This is a genomic window from Bradyrhizobium sp. Pha-3 (assembly GCF_042258615.1).
In the GTDB taxonomy this organism is placed as follows: domain Bacteria; phylum Pseudomonadota; class Alphaproteobacteria; order Rhizobiales; family Xanthobacteraceae; genus Bradyrhizobium.
Genome location: NZ_CP170152.1, coordinates 1301077 through 1314917, shown reverse-complemented (window position 1 = coordinate 1314917; position 13841 = coordinate 1301077). Strand labels below are relative to the sequence as shown.

Sequence of the window (13841 nt, the reverse complement as noted above, 5' to 3'; positions counted from 1 at the left end):
GAGACGCGCGTGCCGCGCTCCTCAGGATGACGGGTTTGGCCTTGCAGTGAGTTCGTTACGTTCCGGTGGCGCGTCGCGGGGCGAGGCCTCTCCAGAGATCTTCGCTCGGCCTGGTCCGGCTTGTGACGATCTTCGGCGGGGTCTGGTCTCTCGCGATCGCAGCCTCGAAGGCCCGCCGCAATCGCGGATTGTCGATCTGCCTCTCGAAGCGCCGGACGATAGACTCGGCATGCGCATCGTTACCGGTGATGGCGTGACAGAGCTCCGCAGTCGTCCTGCGGAAGAACTGGAACGCGCCCTCGGCCGCGCCGCTCAACCGGTCAAGCTCACCGGCGACGGCGAGCACATGCATGCGCTCGGCATTGTCGAGCGTCACCGCGAAGCGAAGCACGGCGAGTTGCCAGGCGCAGAGCAGTTTGCCCTGCGTTTCGGTCGCTCCGTCACGGCGCATCGATCAAACACCCCCGCGCCGATTCCCGGCGCGGCGTGACTATCCCGGTGCGGCAATAGGTTTTCGAGGGGAGCGCGCGGGCGATCTCATAGGATCGGCATAAGCGGCCGACCGCGGCCCGTTCAAATTCCCTCGAACTGCAGCCGCGCTAGCCGCGCATAGAGACCGTTGGCCGCCACCAGCTCGGCGTGGGTACCCTGCTCGACGATCCTGCCCTGGTCCATCACCAGGATGCGGTCGCACGACAGCACGGTCGCCAGGCGATGCGCGATGACAAGCGTGGTGCGGTGGCGCATCAGTTCTTCCAGCGCGGTCTGCACCAGCGTCTCGCTCTCCGCGTCGAGCGCCGAAGTCGCCTCGTCGAGCAGCAGCAGCGGCGCATCGCGCAGGATCGCGCGCGCGATCGCGATGCGCTGCCGCTGGCCGCCGGACAGGGTCACGCCGCGCTCGCCGAGCTGGGCGTCGAAGCCATCGGGCAGCCGGCGCAGGAATTCGGTGGCGTGCGCCAGATCGGCGGCCCGCTCGACCTCGGCGTCGGTGGCGTCGGGCCGGCCGAACCGGATGTTGTCGCGGGCGCTCGCGGCGAACACCACGGAATCCTGCGGCACCAGCGCGATGCGCGCACGCACGTCGGCCGGATCGGCCTGCCGGATCGGCACGCCGTCGAGCGAGATGGTGCCCGATTTCGGATCGTAGAAGCGAAGCAGCAGGTGGAACAGCGTGCTCTTGCCGGCGCCGGATGGACCGACGATCGCGACCTTCTCGCCCGAGCGTACAGCCAGCGACACGCCGTCGACCGCAAGCGCGTTGGGCCGTGTGGGATAGGCAAAGCTGACATTGTCGAAGCCGACGTCGCCGCGCGCGGGCTGCGGCAGTGCGCGCGGCGAAGCGGGAGCCGCGATCTGCGGCCTGACGCGCAAAATCTCGAACAGCCGTTCGGCGGCGCCCGATGCGGCCGAGACCTCGCCCCAGACCTCGCTGAGCTGGCCGAGGCCGCTCGCGGCGAAAGCCGTGTAGAGAATGAACTGGCCGAGCCGGCCGGGGCTGATGGCGCCGATCAGCACGTCGTGCGAGCCGACCCACAGAATCACGACGACGCTGGCGAACACGATGAAGATGACGATCAGCGTCAGCACTGCGCGCGCCTTGGTCGAGCTGCGCGCGGCCTCATAGGCCTGCTCGACCTCGCGGGCAAAGCGCGCCCTGGCAAGCCGCTCGCCGGTATAGGCCTGCACGGTGCGGATCGCATTGACCAGCTCGCTGGCATAGGCGCTGGCATCGGCCAGCGTGTCCTGTGCGGTGCGCGACAGCCGCCGCACCCAGCGGCCGAATGCGACAAGCGGAATCACGATCATCGGAATCGCGAGCAGCACGAAGCCGGAGAGCCGCGGGCTGGTGATCACCATCATCGCGGCGGCGCCGAAGAACAGCATCACATTGCGCAGCGCGATCGACACCGAGGCACCGACCGCGGATTTGATCTGCGTGGTGTCGGCGGTGAGCCGCGACACCAATTCGCCCGACCGTGCGGAATCGAAGAACGAGGGCGACAACGAAATCAGATGCGCGAACACGTCGCGCCGGAGATCGGCGACGATGCGTTCGCCGATCGTCATGACGAGGTAGTAGCGCGAGGCACTGGCACAGGCGAGCACCGCAACGACCGCGATCATCACGCTGAAATAGCTGTTGATCATCGCGATGCCTTCGGGCGTGAAGCCGAGGTCGATCATCCGCCGCACCGCGACCGGCACGATCAGCGTGGTGATCGCCGCGATCGTCAGCGAGATCAGCGCGAGGATCGCCCGTCCCTTGTAGCGCGCCACATAGGGCGCGAGCGCAAGCAGGGGCCGCAAGCGGGCACGGCTCTTCGCCGGCTCCATGATCTGGCTCTCGATGAAGGCCTCCTCATCGAGCAACACGTCGTGCGGCGGCTCGGGGGTGCCGCGAGGGGTCTCAAGCTGTTCGGCTACACTCATTAATCTAGACCGGTTCTATGACCCACCACATAGGCCCGCCGACCCCCGGCTGGCAAATCCGGTAAAGTCCCAATCCGGTGATGGGCTTGAGCCCGGTTTCTTGGCTTGTTTTGGGAGGCTCCATGGGTTATAGAGCCGCCCAAATCCCGTACCTAGATGTCTTGAGACGGGCGCTAGCGCGCCGAAGGAACTGCCATGAAAGCCGATATTCATCCGAATTATCATACGATTAAGGTCGTCATGACCGACGGCACCGAGTACCTGACCCGCTCCACCTGGGGCAAGGAAGGCGACACGCTGAACCTCGACATCGACCCCAAGTCGCATCCGGCCTGGACCGGCGGTACCCAGCAGCTGATGGACCGCGGCGGCCGTGTCTCGCGCTTCCAAAAGAAGTTTTCGGGCTTCCTCAAGAAGGACTAAAGTCCGCTTCGGGATCGCCCTTACGATCACACGCAAAACGCCTCCGTTTCGGGGGCGTTTTTGTTTTGGGCTGGTGCGAATTGGCTGAGCGAGCGCCACCCTCTCCACGCGTCGTCCTGGCGAAAGCCGGACCCAAAACCACCGCATGCGGTGATGAACGGGATCGTGGCCCCAGCGCGCGCAACAATTGAGAATTGGGGTAATGGGTCCTGGCTTTCGCCAGGACGACACTGAATGTGTAGCACGATCTCGAGCGAGTTCGGCGTCATCGCCCGGTCGAGTGTGCGATGACAGTTGTGGTGGGGATGCAGCTTCGCGTTCTCGCGACATGATTTGTCCGAGCCTTGCTCTTCGTTCCGCCCTCTCTCTCAAGAGGGCGCAGGGAAAGCCGGGTGCCGATCGCACCCATGGGCCCCGAGCACTCTGCCTTCATCGCGTTTGACGTCCGAACCCGCGCCGGTCCCGTCCACACGGCATTTGACGAAATCTCAATGTGATGTTCGGCCGTTTTTCCATCGAACGTGTAACTGCCCCTTGGTCAACCATCGACCGGAAAGGCTCAATACGTTCTTGATCGGCAATCTTGCCACCAACACCGCCCTCTGGACCGAAGCCACGCGAGCCAGGCGAAGGCAAGACACGATCGCCCGAAGAGTTCGAGCGACCATGCCGGCCGGTCGCGGCTTGCGCTCCCTTAGCCAATAGTTTTCATACCAGGAACTATCAGCTTGAAAGACACGCATCGCGAGGTCGAGATCTCCGGGAATGCGGTGCGAATAACGGGCTGGCATGGCACTCTCCCGAGCATTCAGACGAGGCCGATCATCAAGGCCTTACGTAACTCAAAGCGGAAGCGGGCACCGCGGAACGGTGCGTCTGGGCGTGTCCAATTCCGGTCATCCGTCGGCGCCCGATATCAGACGTTCATCGGAGAGATGGATCACAGGCCGCGCGGGTCGATCGTGCGGTTCGAGGCGACGTAGTCGATCTGGTCACGCGCGATGCCGATATCCATCAATTCCCTGTCACTCAAATCGGCCAAGGAAGCGCGCAGTTTCTGGCGTTCGCGGCGCTCCTGAAAGGCATCCCAATATTTCCAGACGAAGCTGGCGACATGCCGAGTCGGTCGAGATGTCCGGTCCAGCCAATTTGTGGCGTGCGTCGTGCTCATTGCGGTGTCTCCTGCGACGGTGTTTCTTCCGACACTGGCCCGCTGTACGGGATGATGTTGCCGATCTCGATCTCGATGTCAGTTGTGCCCGTGTCGTATCTCTTCTGGGCATCGGGACCACGTATGCTGCCACCGCGGCTCCTCGCCATTGGTGGGCCATTGTGCCCAATCGCGGCACCGTGACATCATTCATGTTGATGAGGCTGGCAGCAAATCTGGAGCAGACGTGCGAATTCACGATCCGCCACTGAATGGTGCCGGCCAAACAGCCAAACGTTCAAAAGATTTGAATGGGAGAGCCCCTCAGTTGGGGGACAAGAATTGCGAGAAGGCACTACTTCCGTAGCTGAGCTTTCGCACGTTGCCTGCGATTTCGCCATCCACCCGAAGCGGTGCCAGACGCCATTCGCGAAGGATGTCCAAGACAAGATCACGATGACAGTGCACTTAACTCGCGGGTGGCGAATCAAGTGCACTGTCACCGTGGCTCGCGACCGGTCATCACAGCTGGATTGCGAAAGTGGGTCGCGGCGATCAGAGATCGACGCCGACGGTAATGTTGCGGCCCGTCAATTCCGAAATGGTGCGCATATGCGCGACGAGCTTTGCAAAGGCCGGATCCTTCGACAGCGCCTCCTGAACTTTGCCGTACACCTCCCAATTGGAGTAGCGCGTGACGGCCAGCCACTCCCCGGCCCACGCGCCGGTGTGGAATCGCGACAATCGGAGGAATTCGGCGCCATGTCTTTCGACGATCGCCTTCGCCTCCCTGGCGGCCGCGATCATCTCCTCGGACTTGTCGCTCTTGAACCGGGTGAATTGTGCAATCGACATTGAAGTATCCTCCTTGGTAAATTCGTTTGCCTTGCTCATTCGCCAACCGTGCACTGATCATCGCGACACAGGCGCCCGACTTCCCTTTCACGTCAGGATTACTGTCGCATCTTCGCGCATGGGGACTGCGTATGCTGCCAGCGCAACTCCCGCCGCCATGGGTGGGCCATTGTGCCTGGTCACGCCCCTGTGGCATCATTCATGTTGATGAGGCCTTCAGCAAAACTGGTGCAGACGCGCAATTTCGCGATCCGCCGCTGAATGGCGCCGAATAGAGAGCCGAACGCTCAAAAGATTTGAATGGGAGTGCCCCTCAGTTCGGGAGTCGCCCTTGCGAGAAGATATTGCTTCCGTCGCCGAATTTTCGCACGTTGTCGGCGCCATTTACGATTGCGCCATCGATCCGAGACAATGGCCAAATGCCATTCGCGAAGTATGCCAGGCAACCAATTGTGCCGCCGGGATCATTGGGGCTCATGATCTCAACACGCTCTCCTCGCTCATTCGCGAACATTGGAACTACGAGCCTGAGTGGCTCGAGAAAATTCAAATCTGTGCCACAGAGCTGGCCGGACTTTGGGACGGCGTCGCCGACCTCCATGAACGGCCGATCGATGAACCACTGACCGCTCTGCGCGATATTCCGCAGCGGTTCGTCCAGTCTCGCTACTACCGCGAATGGGCGGAGCCGCTGGGCTTCATCGATACCATCCAGATGACCCCGCTGCGTCAGCCCAGCCGGATCGGCGCCTTCGGGGTGTGGCGTCACAAGAGCCTCGGCCACATAACGGAGCGCGATCTGGCGATCATGAGACTGCTGGCGCCGCACATCCGGCGCGCAGTGACGATCAGCGATGTGCTCAATATGCAGGCGATCGAAGCCGAAACGCTGCGGGCTTCACTTGATCTCTTCCAGGCAGGTATCGTTCTTCTCGATGGTGAAACAAAAATCGTCCATGCCAATCGTGCGGCCGAGACCATGCTCAAATCCGGATCTCCGATCAGTTCCCATCGGGGCGAGCTGCGAACCGGATCGCCCCAAACATCAGCCGCACTTCGGACCGCCGTCGCGACCGCGGCGGCGAATGAGGCTGCGGTCGGCAAGCTCGGAATCGGCCTGCCTGCGCCGCAGGCCGATGGCTCGCCCGCTCTGATTCATGTCCTACCGCTTGCAGGCGGCAATCGAGGCAAACGCATAGCGCTACGCGCGAGCGCGGCCTTGTTTGTCACATCGGAAATGCGCACGGCTATCCCCGCGGAGTCCCTGGCATCACTTTTTGGTTTGACGTCCGCGGAGACGCGCGTCCTCGGCTCCCTGCTCGCCGGCCGGACGCCTGCAGAGACAGCAAGGACCATGGGGACAGCAATGACTACCGTTCGGACCCATATTGCCAAAGTGTTCGAGAAGACTGGGACCTCGCGCCAATCCGAATTGATGCGCCTCGCGGCTCAGTTCTTGCCGCCGGTCATGCATTCTTCCGAAGGTTGACTGCCCGCGCCCAAAACCCGATCTACGGACTAGCTAGTGCCGCTGATTTGACGAGGCCATCGACGCGGGGCGATCGAGCTTTTGGGATCTGTGAGTCCACGCCCCGGATCTGCAGAAGCGGCTCCTGGCGCAGGTTGGCGAAGCGTTGATCGACACCGTCGCCGCTGATGGACGATGACTGCCTCTAGCGATCCTGCAAGGCGAGCCGCGCGCCGAGCGCGACCAGGATGCTGCCGCCGATCCGCTGCATGATCCGCTGCGACCTCCGGGAGCGCTGCAGCTTTGCCATCACGGCGCTGGCGAACAACACGCAGACGATATCGACCGCCGAGAACGTCAGGTTGACTGTCGTGCCGAGCAGGAACAGCTGGGCCCATACCGGCAGGCTCGCCGACGCATCGACGAACTGCGGCAGGAACGCAAGGAAGAAGATCGCGGTCTTCGGATTGAGCACCTCGACGACGATGCTTTGCGCGAAGGCGCGCTCCGCGGAGGGCGGCGCAAGCTCGGGGCGCTTTGCAGTGTCGCGATCGCGAAACAGCGACAGCCCGAGCCAGACCAGATAGGCCGCACCGGCAAGCTTCATCGCCATGAATAGCGGCGGCACCGCATGAAACAGGAGCGCGAGGCCGGCGGCCGCGGCAATGACATGAACATAGCCGCCAAGATGCAGGCCGAGCGAGGCCATCAGCCCCGCACGCCGGCCGCCTGCGAGGGTGCGGGCCGCGGCGTACAGCATGGCCGGCCCCGGGATCAGCGCGAAGGTCGCGGTCGTGACCGCAAAGGCAAGGTACAATTCCATCGATGGCTTCGTCAGTTCGCCGGAATCATCGCCGCGACTTCGCGGTCGCCAGGGTTGTCGCTGGCGCCAAGGCCCGCGATGACACCGGTGCGATCCTCGAGCTTGCGGTTCTGGCTCATCTTCTTCTTGGCGTCGATCCGCGTGATCGGCATCCGGAAGCCGACGATGCCGCGCAACTGCGCCTTGATGAAATCATCGGGCGCATCGCTGACCTGCCAGACTTCCTTGCGCGACTTCTCGTGCAATTCGGTCAAGCGGGTCACGACGTCGAGCAGGCGATCCGCGTCCTCGAAGAACTCGGCAGCGCCATAGGCGTGGATGGCGAGGTAGTTCCAGGTCGGCACCACCTTGCCGTGCTCGGCCTTGGTCACGTACCAGGACGGCGTCACATAGGCGTCGGGGCCCATGAAGATCGCCATCGCGTCACCCACGGCGGGCAGCTTCCACTGCGGATTGGGCCGCGCGACGTGACCGTACAGCGTGCCGTAATCACCCTCGTTTTCACTGAGGATCAGCGGCAGCGGCGTTCCGATCAGCCCGTCGGCGGTCGCGGTGACCAGCGTCGCGAGCTTTGAGGCCCGCATCGCGGCGTGGATCGGGCCGAGCTCGTCGATCTTGAAATGCGGCGGCAGGTACATTGCAGACCTCTTGGTCGACCTCATCAATTGCTGCTCGCACAATAGCGCCGAAGTGGCCTATGATAAGAGCCACTTTCGATGACAATGACTGGTCCACTATGCCCCGCCTGCGCCCCACCATCAGCATCCCCTCGCTGCGGGCGGTCGACCGCGGCGCCGGACAGGTTGGGCGCCAGATCGCGCGGGCCCTGCGCGCCGCCATCGCTAATGGCGAGTTGAAGGCCGGCGAATATCTGCCGTCGACCCGCGCGCTGTCGGCCTCGCTCGCCGTTGCGCGCGGCACGGTCATGGAAGCCTTCGAGCAGTTGCAGGCCGAGGGCTATCTGGAATCGCAGGTCGGCGCCGGCACCCGCGTCGCGCCGACGCTCGCGGAACAAGCAGGGCCACCCCGCCCGGCGGCTGGCCGCAGCCCGAACAAATCAGCACCGATCGAGTTGCCGCCGCGCGCGGTGCGGCTTGCCAAGGTTGTGGCGGCCTTCACGCCGATGCCCGAAATCCCGTTCGCGATCGCGGTCCCCGGCGGCGCGGTCGCGCCCGACGACAACTGGCGCCGCCTCGGCAACCGCGTGCGCGCATCTCGCGCGGCAGCGCCTGCAAGCTACGGCGATCCGCGCGGCCTGATGGAGCTGCGGCAGGCAATCGCTGACTATGTGCGCAAATCCCGCGCGGTGCATTGCGAACCCGGGCAGGTCGTGATCACGGCCGGCACGCAACAGGGCCTCTATCTCGCCGGCCGCGTGCTGCTGTCGGCGGGCGATCGGGTGTGGGCTGAGGATCCCGCCTATCCCGGCATGACGGCCGTGCTCGACGATCTCGATCTCGTCACCACGCGTGTTGCAGTCGATGCACAAGGCATCGACGTCGATGCGGCGATTGCCGCGTGTCCGGATGCGCACGCGGCTTTCGTGACGCCCTCGCATCAGTACCCGCTGGGCATGCCCTTGAGCATGGCCCGCCGCAACGCGCTGGTGGCGTGGGCGCAGCGAAGCAATGCGTGGATCGTCGAGGACGATTACGACAGCGAGCTGCGCTATGCCGGTCATCCTTTCCCGTCGATGCAAGGCCTCGCGCCGTCGCGCGTGATTTATCTGGGTACGCTGAGCAAGGTGCTGTTTCCCTCGCTGCGGCTCGGCTACGTCGTGGCGCCCCTGCCGCTGATCGACGCCTTCGCCGGCGCGCGGGCGCTGCTCGACCGGCATTCACCGACCACCGACCAGCACGTGCTGGCGGCCTACATGCGCGAGGGGCTGTTCGAAGCGCATATCAGGCGCATTCGCGGCGTCTATGCCGCGCGGCGCGCGACGCTGATCGCGGCGCTCGGACGTCACATGCCCGATGACGTCACGCTGCAACCGAGCGACCAGGGCATGCATCTGCTGCTGTGGTTGCCACAAGGCTTCGATGATGTGCGACTGGCGAAGACAGCACTTGCCGACGGCATCGTCGTGCGGCCGATTTCACCGATGTACAAGGCAGCGGCGCGGCCCGGCCTGATGCTCGGCTTCGGCGGATTTGAACCGAACGAGCTAGAGGCAGCGGCGATCCGGCTGCGACGCGTGATCGATCAGCACACGTCACAGCGGCGGGCCAAGCCGCGCCGCACCGAGGCTTCACACTGAGTGTTCGGATCTTACTGCTCGAACGCAGCCTTGAGGCGGTTGAGCTGCGGCACCAGCGGGTTGCCGATCGACGAGCGATCCGGCGCCGGCGCATGGATCGTGGTGTCGAGGCGGCGGACGCGCGCCTGCAGATCCATCGAGCGGGCGATCAGCTGCTGCAATTGCTCCGGCAGCTTGGTCACCATGTCGACCGGGCCAGGATCGGCGGCCGACAGCTTCACCTTGGTCTTTTCGCGATTGGCCTGGGTCAGCGTCATCTCGCCTTCCTTGACCGCGCGATGCAGCAGCAGCCAGGACGCGAGCTGCATCAGCCGCGTGGTCAGGCGCATGCTCTCGGTGGCATAGGTCAGGCTGACGGAGCGTTCCAGCGCCTTGGCCTCGGCACGGCCGTCGCCGTCGAGATAGGCGGCGGTCTGCTCGACCAGGTCCATGCCTTCCCGGAACAGCACGCCAAATGCCGCAGAATTGGTCAGCCGTTCACTGAACAGCACAAGCCCGGCTTCGTTCTGGGAACGATCGGCCATGGTTAACGCCCTCACACCATCGTAACGCCCGCTGGCATCTGACGCGCCAGCTTATGATGAACAAATCATTGCGCGGGCGCGCCGAAGAGTCCAGCCGCAACCGGATTTATGGTTTCCAACGGATAGGACGCACAAAAAAGAGCCGCCGTTTCCGGCGGCTTTTGAAGTTGATAACAGGGAGGCGTCAAACAGAGTGGACAGGAGCCACTCGGTGTCCAAACGAGGACAATGCAGTCATAATCGAGAAAGCTTAACCGATCGTAAATGAACGGATTTCTTCAGGCTTTGTTTGCCATGTCGGCCATTGACCTAGTTTGGGACAGGGGTTGCACACGAACACGCAGTCCGGATGGAGCCAACAGGTCGCGCGAACGTAATCCGTCATCCTGAGGAGCGCGTAGCGCGTCTCGAAGGATGCACGGCCCGGCCCGTGGCCGTCGATCCTTCGAGACGCCGCTTCGCGGCTCCTCCAGCGACAAAGGCGAAGCCTTTGCGCGGGGATGACGGATTGAGGGCGGCTTCGAATAGCAGTGGCGTAACCCGGATGGAGCGCAGCGAAATCCGGGGACGGTTCATCCGCGGATAGCGCGCCCCGGATTGCGCTTCGCTTCGTCCGGGCTACGAGGGGCCGAGTAATGTCGCAGCGCTACGACTTGAAGAACGCGTTCGCGGCATCCTTCGACGCGCGCTTCTTGGTCATCGCCTCTTTCAGGCGATCGACTTCGGCATTGAGCAGCGCGATGCGCTCGGTCAATTCCTCGACCGAGAGCAGGGAGAGATCCTGTCCGATCTCGTGGGTGATCTTCTTCCGCGGCCGGTCCTCATCCTCAATCGGCATGTGTCCTCCCCGCGATGCTGTCTGGCGCCGTGCGTCCAGAGATGGTAAATGTCGTCGTGCAGGAGAATTTTGCAGTGACTTTCGTGTGCGCGCAACATCTGACGCGAATGCCCCGGCCCGACCGCAAGGAGTCTGACCGGACGGGATAGTGCGCCTGCGCGCCAGGCATGAGCCGACCCCAAGCCCTTCCGATCACGCGGGAGGGCTTTTTGATTTTCCGGTTTGATTTCGTCGAAATTTTTCTTGGGGGTCGGCATCACCGAACGCGAAAGACCCCTAACCATGACCAAAATTCTCATCACCAGCGCCCTTCCTTACGTGAACGGCGTCAAGCATCTCGGCAATCTGATCGGCTCGCTGCTGCCCGCCGATGTCCACGCCCGCTTCCGCCGGCAGACCGGCTGCGACGTGCTCTTCATCTGCGCGACCGACGAGCACGGCACGCCGGCCGAGCTCGGCGCCATCGAGGCAGGGCAAGATATCAGGGAATTCTGCGATGCGCAGCACGCCGTCCAGGCCGACATCTACCGGCGCTTCGGTCTCTCCTTCGATCATTTCGGGCGCACCAGCTCGCCCCACAACCACGCACTGACGCAGCACTTCTATCGCCGGCTCGACGCAGCCGGGCTGATCGAGGCGCGCTCGGCGCGGCAGGTGTGGTCGCCGGCCGACCGGCGCTTCCTGCCCGACCGCTACGTGCTCGGCACCTGTCCGCATTGCGGCGATCCCAACGCGCGCGGCGATCAATGCGACCATTGCGGCACGCTGCTCGACCCGCCAGACCTGATCGATCCGCGCTCGGCGCTATCAGGCGACCGCGCGCTCGAGATCCGAGACAGCCGTCATCTGTTCCTGCGCCAGTCGCAGCTTGTCGACAGCATTGGCGCATGGATCGACAGCCGCACCGGATGGCCGCCCTTCGTGGTGTCGACCGCGAAGAGCTGGCTCAATGCCGAGCTGCGCGACCGCTGCATCACGCGCGATCTCGCCTGGGGCATCGCAGTCCCGCGCGAGGGTTTTGACGGCAAGGTGTTCTACGTCTGGTTCGACGCACCGATCGGCTACATCGCGGCGACACAGGAATGGGCGGCCGCTGCGCCCGGCCGCGACTGGCGGCAATGGTGGTGGCAGGCCAATGAGGTCAGCTACATCCAGTTTCTCGGCAAGGACAACATCCCGTTCCACACCGTGAGCTTTCCGGCGACGCTGATCGGCTCCGGCGAGCCGTGGAAGACCGCCGATGTGATCAAGGGATTTCATTGGCTCAATTACGAGGGCGGCAAGTTCTCGACCAGCAGGAAGCGCGGCATCTTCACCGACGCGGCGCTGGAGGAATTGCCGGCCGATCTCTGGCGCTGGTGGCTGATCGCCAACGCGCCCGAAAGCGCCGACACCGATTTTGCCGTCACCAGGTTCGTTGCCGATGTGAACAAGGATCTCGCCGATATCTTCGGCAATCTCGCCAACCGCATCATCAGCTTTGCGCATCGCGCCTTCGACGGCCGCATCCCGGACGGCGGCGCTCCCGGCGACGCCGAGCGGCAACTCGCGTCTGATCTGGAGCAGCGCATCGCAGCGCTCCACGGCCATCACACGGCGCTGGAATTTCGCGCCGCAGCGTCCGCGACCCGCGCGATCTGGGATACCGCGAACGCCTACCTGCAACACACCGCACCATGGACGGCGATCAAGTCCGATCCCGCACGCGCGGCGATCATCACCCGCACGGGCCTCAACCTTGTCGCACTCTGCGCGACGCTGGCGTGGAGCATCGTTCCTCACCTCGCGGCGCGCGTGCTCGGCTCATTCGGTCGCGACGATGTGATCCCGCGCTGGCCCAACGGCCCACTCATTCCGCTGCTGGACAGTGGCGCCGGCACGCCGGTCGCGAGGCTCGGCCCGCTGGTCGAGAAAATCAGCCCCGAAAAAGCCGACCATCTGACGAGGCGGTTCGGGACTTAATGGCGTTTCGCTTCGTTGGAAAAGGCGGTATGCCACAAGCCAATCCTCTTCACTGACCAGGGACGAACCATGCCAAACCTGCCCGCACAAATGACCGTCGTTGCCATCAGCAAGCCAGGTGGCCCGGAGGTGCTGGTGCCGGAGACCCGCGCGCTGCCGGTGCCGGGTCCCGGCGAAATCCTGGTCAAGGTCGCGGCCGCCGGCGTCAATCGCCCCGACGTCGCGCAGCGCTCCGGCTCCTATCCGCCGCCGCCCGGCGCGAGCGACCTGCCCGGCCTCGAGATCGCAGGCGAAGTGGTCGCGCTCGGCGAAGGCGCAAAGCACAACATCGGCGACAAGGTGATGTCGCTCGTCGCCGGCGGCGGCTACGCGCAATATTGCATCGCGCAGGACGCGCAGGCGATGACCGTACCGCCCTCGCTGTCGATGCGGGAAGCCGGCGCAATTCCGGAAACCCTGATGACCGTGTGGCACAATGTGTTCGAACGCGGCGCGCTCAAGGCCGGCGAGACGCTGCTGATTCACGGCGGCTCGTCGGGCATCGGCACGATGGCGATCCAGCTCGCCAAGGCGTTCGGCGCCAAGGTGATCGTCACCGTCGGCTCGCAGGACAAGGCCGACGCCTGCCTCAAGCTCGGCGCCGATCACGCGGTCAATTACAAGACCGAGGATTTCGTCGAAGCGGTGAAGAAGGCGACCGGCGGCAACGGCGCCGATGTCATCCTCGACATGGTGGGCGGCGACTATATCGTCCGGAACTATGACGCCGCCGCGGTCGAGGGTCGCATCGTCCAGATCGCGTTCCTGTCGGGAACACCGAAGGCCACGGCCAATTTCGCCAAGCTGATGGTCAAGCGGCTGCACCACACCGGTTCGACCCTGCGCCCCCGTAGTAATGCGGACAAGGCGGCGATGGTCGCCGCAATCGAGGCGAAGGTGCTGCCGTTGCTGCGCGAAGGCCGCGTCAAACCGCTGATGGACAGCACATTCCCGCTGGAAAAGGCCGCCGACGCGCACCGCCGCATGGAGACCAGCGAACATATTGGCAAAATTGTGTTGGTGGTTTAACTCTCGCAGCGGAAGCAGGGGCGGAAACCCTTTGATTCCCTTC

13 protein-coding genes are annotated in these 13841 nt (G+C 64.0%); 5 read left to right on the top strand and 8 right to left on the bottom strand.

Going from position 1 to position 13841, the window contains the following annotated elements:
* Positions 1-55: 55 nt before the first annotated feature.
* Together ACE10Z_RS06180 and ACE10Z_RS06175 are read right to left on the bottom strand one after the other, a co-directional pair.
* On the bottom strand, positions 56-451 hold the full coding sequence (locus ACE10Z_RS06180) for a hypothetical protein (protein ID WP_375787145.1): 396 nt from the start codon (positions 449-451) through the stop codon (positions 56-58).
* 122 nt (positions 452-573) lie between these two features.
* Entirely contained in the window at positions 574-2430 is a 1857-nt protein-coding gene (locus ACE10Z_RS06175; protein ID WP_375787144.1) for an ABC transporter ATP-binding protein/permease, read from the bottom strand.
* 195 nt (positions 2431-2625) lie between these two features.
* Between ACE10Z_RS06175 and rpmE the strand changes: the two genes are divergently transcribed.
* A complete protein-coding gene (gene rpmE / locus ACE10Z_RS06170; RefSeq protein ID WP_016845230.1) occupies positions 2626-2853 on the top strand; it encodes a 50S ribosomal protein L31 in 228 nt (75 codons plus the stop codon).
* A gap of 940 nt (positions 2854-3793) precedes the next feature.
* Here the strand turns inward: rpmE and ACE10Z_RS06165 are convergent.
* Both ACE10Z_RS06165 and ACE10Z_RS06160 read right to left on the bottom strand, forming a co-directional pair.
* The gene (locus ACE10Z_RS06165; protein WP_298368757.1) at positions 3794-4024 is read right to left on the bottom strand and encodes a DUF1127 domain-containing protein; all 231 of its coding nucleotides are present in this window, start codon (positions 4022-4024) and stop codon (positions 3794-3796) included.
* Between the two features lie 534 nt (positions 4025-4558).
* Entirely contained in the window at positions 4559-4858 is a 300-nt protein-coding gene (locus ACE10Z_RS06160) for a hypothetical protein (RefSeq protein ID WP_375787143.1), read from the bottom strand.
* A 331-nt stretch (positions 4859-5189) separates the two neighbouring features.
* Here ACE10Z_RS06160 and ACE10Z_RS06155 point away from each other — a divergent pair, with 331 nt between their 5' ends.
* Positions 5190-6347, top strand: coding sequence for a helix-turn-helix transcriptional regulator (locus ACE10Z_RS06155; protein ID WP_375787142.1), 1158 nt, complete (start codon positions 5190-5192; stop codon positions 6345-6347).
* A 184-nt stretch (positions 6348-6531) separates the two neighbouring features.
* Here ACE10Z_RS06155 and ACE10Z_RS06150 read toward each other — a convergent pair whose 3' ends face one another.
* Positions 6532-7149 (bottom strand): LysE family translocator, encoded by a 618-nt coding sequence (locus ACE10Z_RS06150; protein ID WP_375787141.1) that lies wholly within the window; start codon positions 7147-7149, stop codon positions 6532-6534.
* An 11-nt stretch (positions 7150-7160) separates the two neighbouring features.
* Entirely contained in the window at positions 7161-7787 is a 627-nt protein-coding gene (locus tag ACE10Z_RS06145) for an FMN-binding negative transcriptional regulator (protein ID WP_375789760.1), read from the bottom strand.
* Positions 7788-7885: 98 nt separating this feature from the next.
* Between ACE10Z_RS06145 and ACE10Z_RS06140 the strand changes: the two genes are divergently transcribed.
* Complete coding sequence (locus tag ACE10Z_RS06140) at positions 7886-9406, top strand: PLP-dependent aminotransferase family protein (RefSeq protein WP_375787140.1); 1521 nt, start codon at positions 7886-7888, stop codon at positions 9404-9406.
* A gap of 11 nt (positions 9407-9417) precedes the next feature.
* On the opposite strand, the gene ACE10Z_RS06135 is transcribed toward ACE10Z_RS06140, so the two are convergent.
* Positions 9418-9930 (bottom strand): DUF1465 family protein, encoded by a 513-nt coding sequence (locus ACE10Z_RS06135; RefSeq protein ID WP_092123179.1) that lies wholly within the window; start codon positions 9928-9930, stop codon positions 9418-9420.
* Positions 9931-10576: 646 nt separating this feature from the next.
* Positions 10577-10768 carry a DUF1192 domain-containing protein gene (locus ACE10Z_RS06130; RefSeq protein WP_139486805.1) on the bottom strand — a complete coding sequence of 64 codons (192 nt, stop codon included), beginning with the start codon at positions 10766-10768 and terminating at the stop codon, positions 10577-10579.
* A 282-nt stretch (positions 10769-11050) separates the two neighbouring features.
* Here ACE10Z_RS06130 and metG point away from each other — a divergent pair, with 282 nt between their 5' ends.
* Positions 11051-12730 carry a methionine--tRNA ligase gene (gene metG / locus ACE10Z_RS06125; protein ID WP_375787139.1) on the top strand — a complete coding sequence of 560 codons (1680 nt, stop codon included), beginning with the start codon at positions 11051-11053 and terminating at the stop codon, positions 12728-12730.
* A 69-nt stretch (positions 12731-12799) separates the two neighbouring features.
* Positions 12800-13798, top strand: a complete 999-nt coding sequence (locus ACE10Z_RS06120) for an NAD(P)H-quinone oxidoreductase (protein ID WP_375787138.1) — start codon at positions 12800-12802, stop codon at positions 13796-13798.
* Positions 13799-13841: the final 43 nt, after the last annotated feature.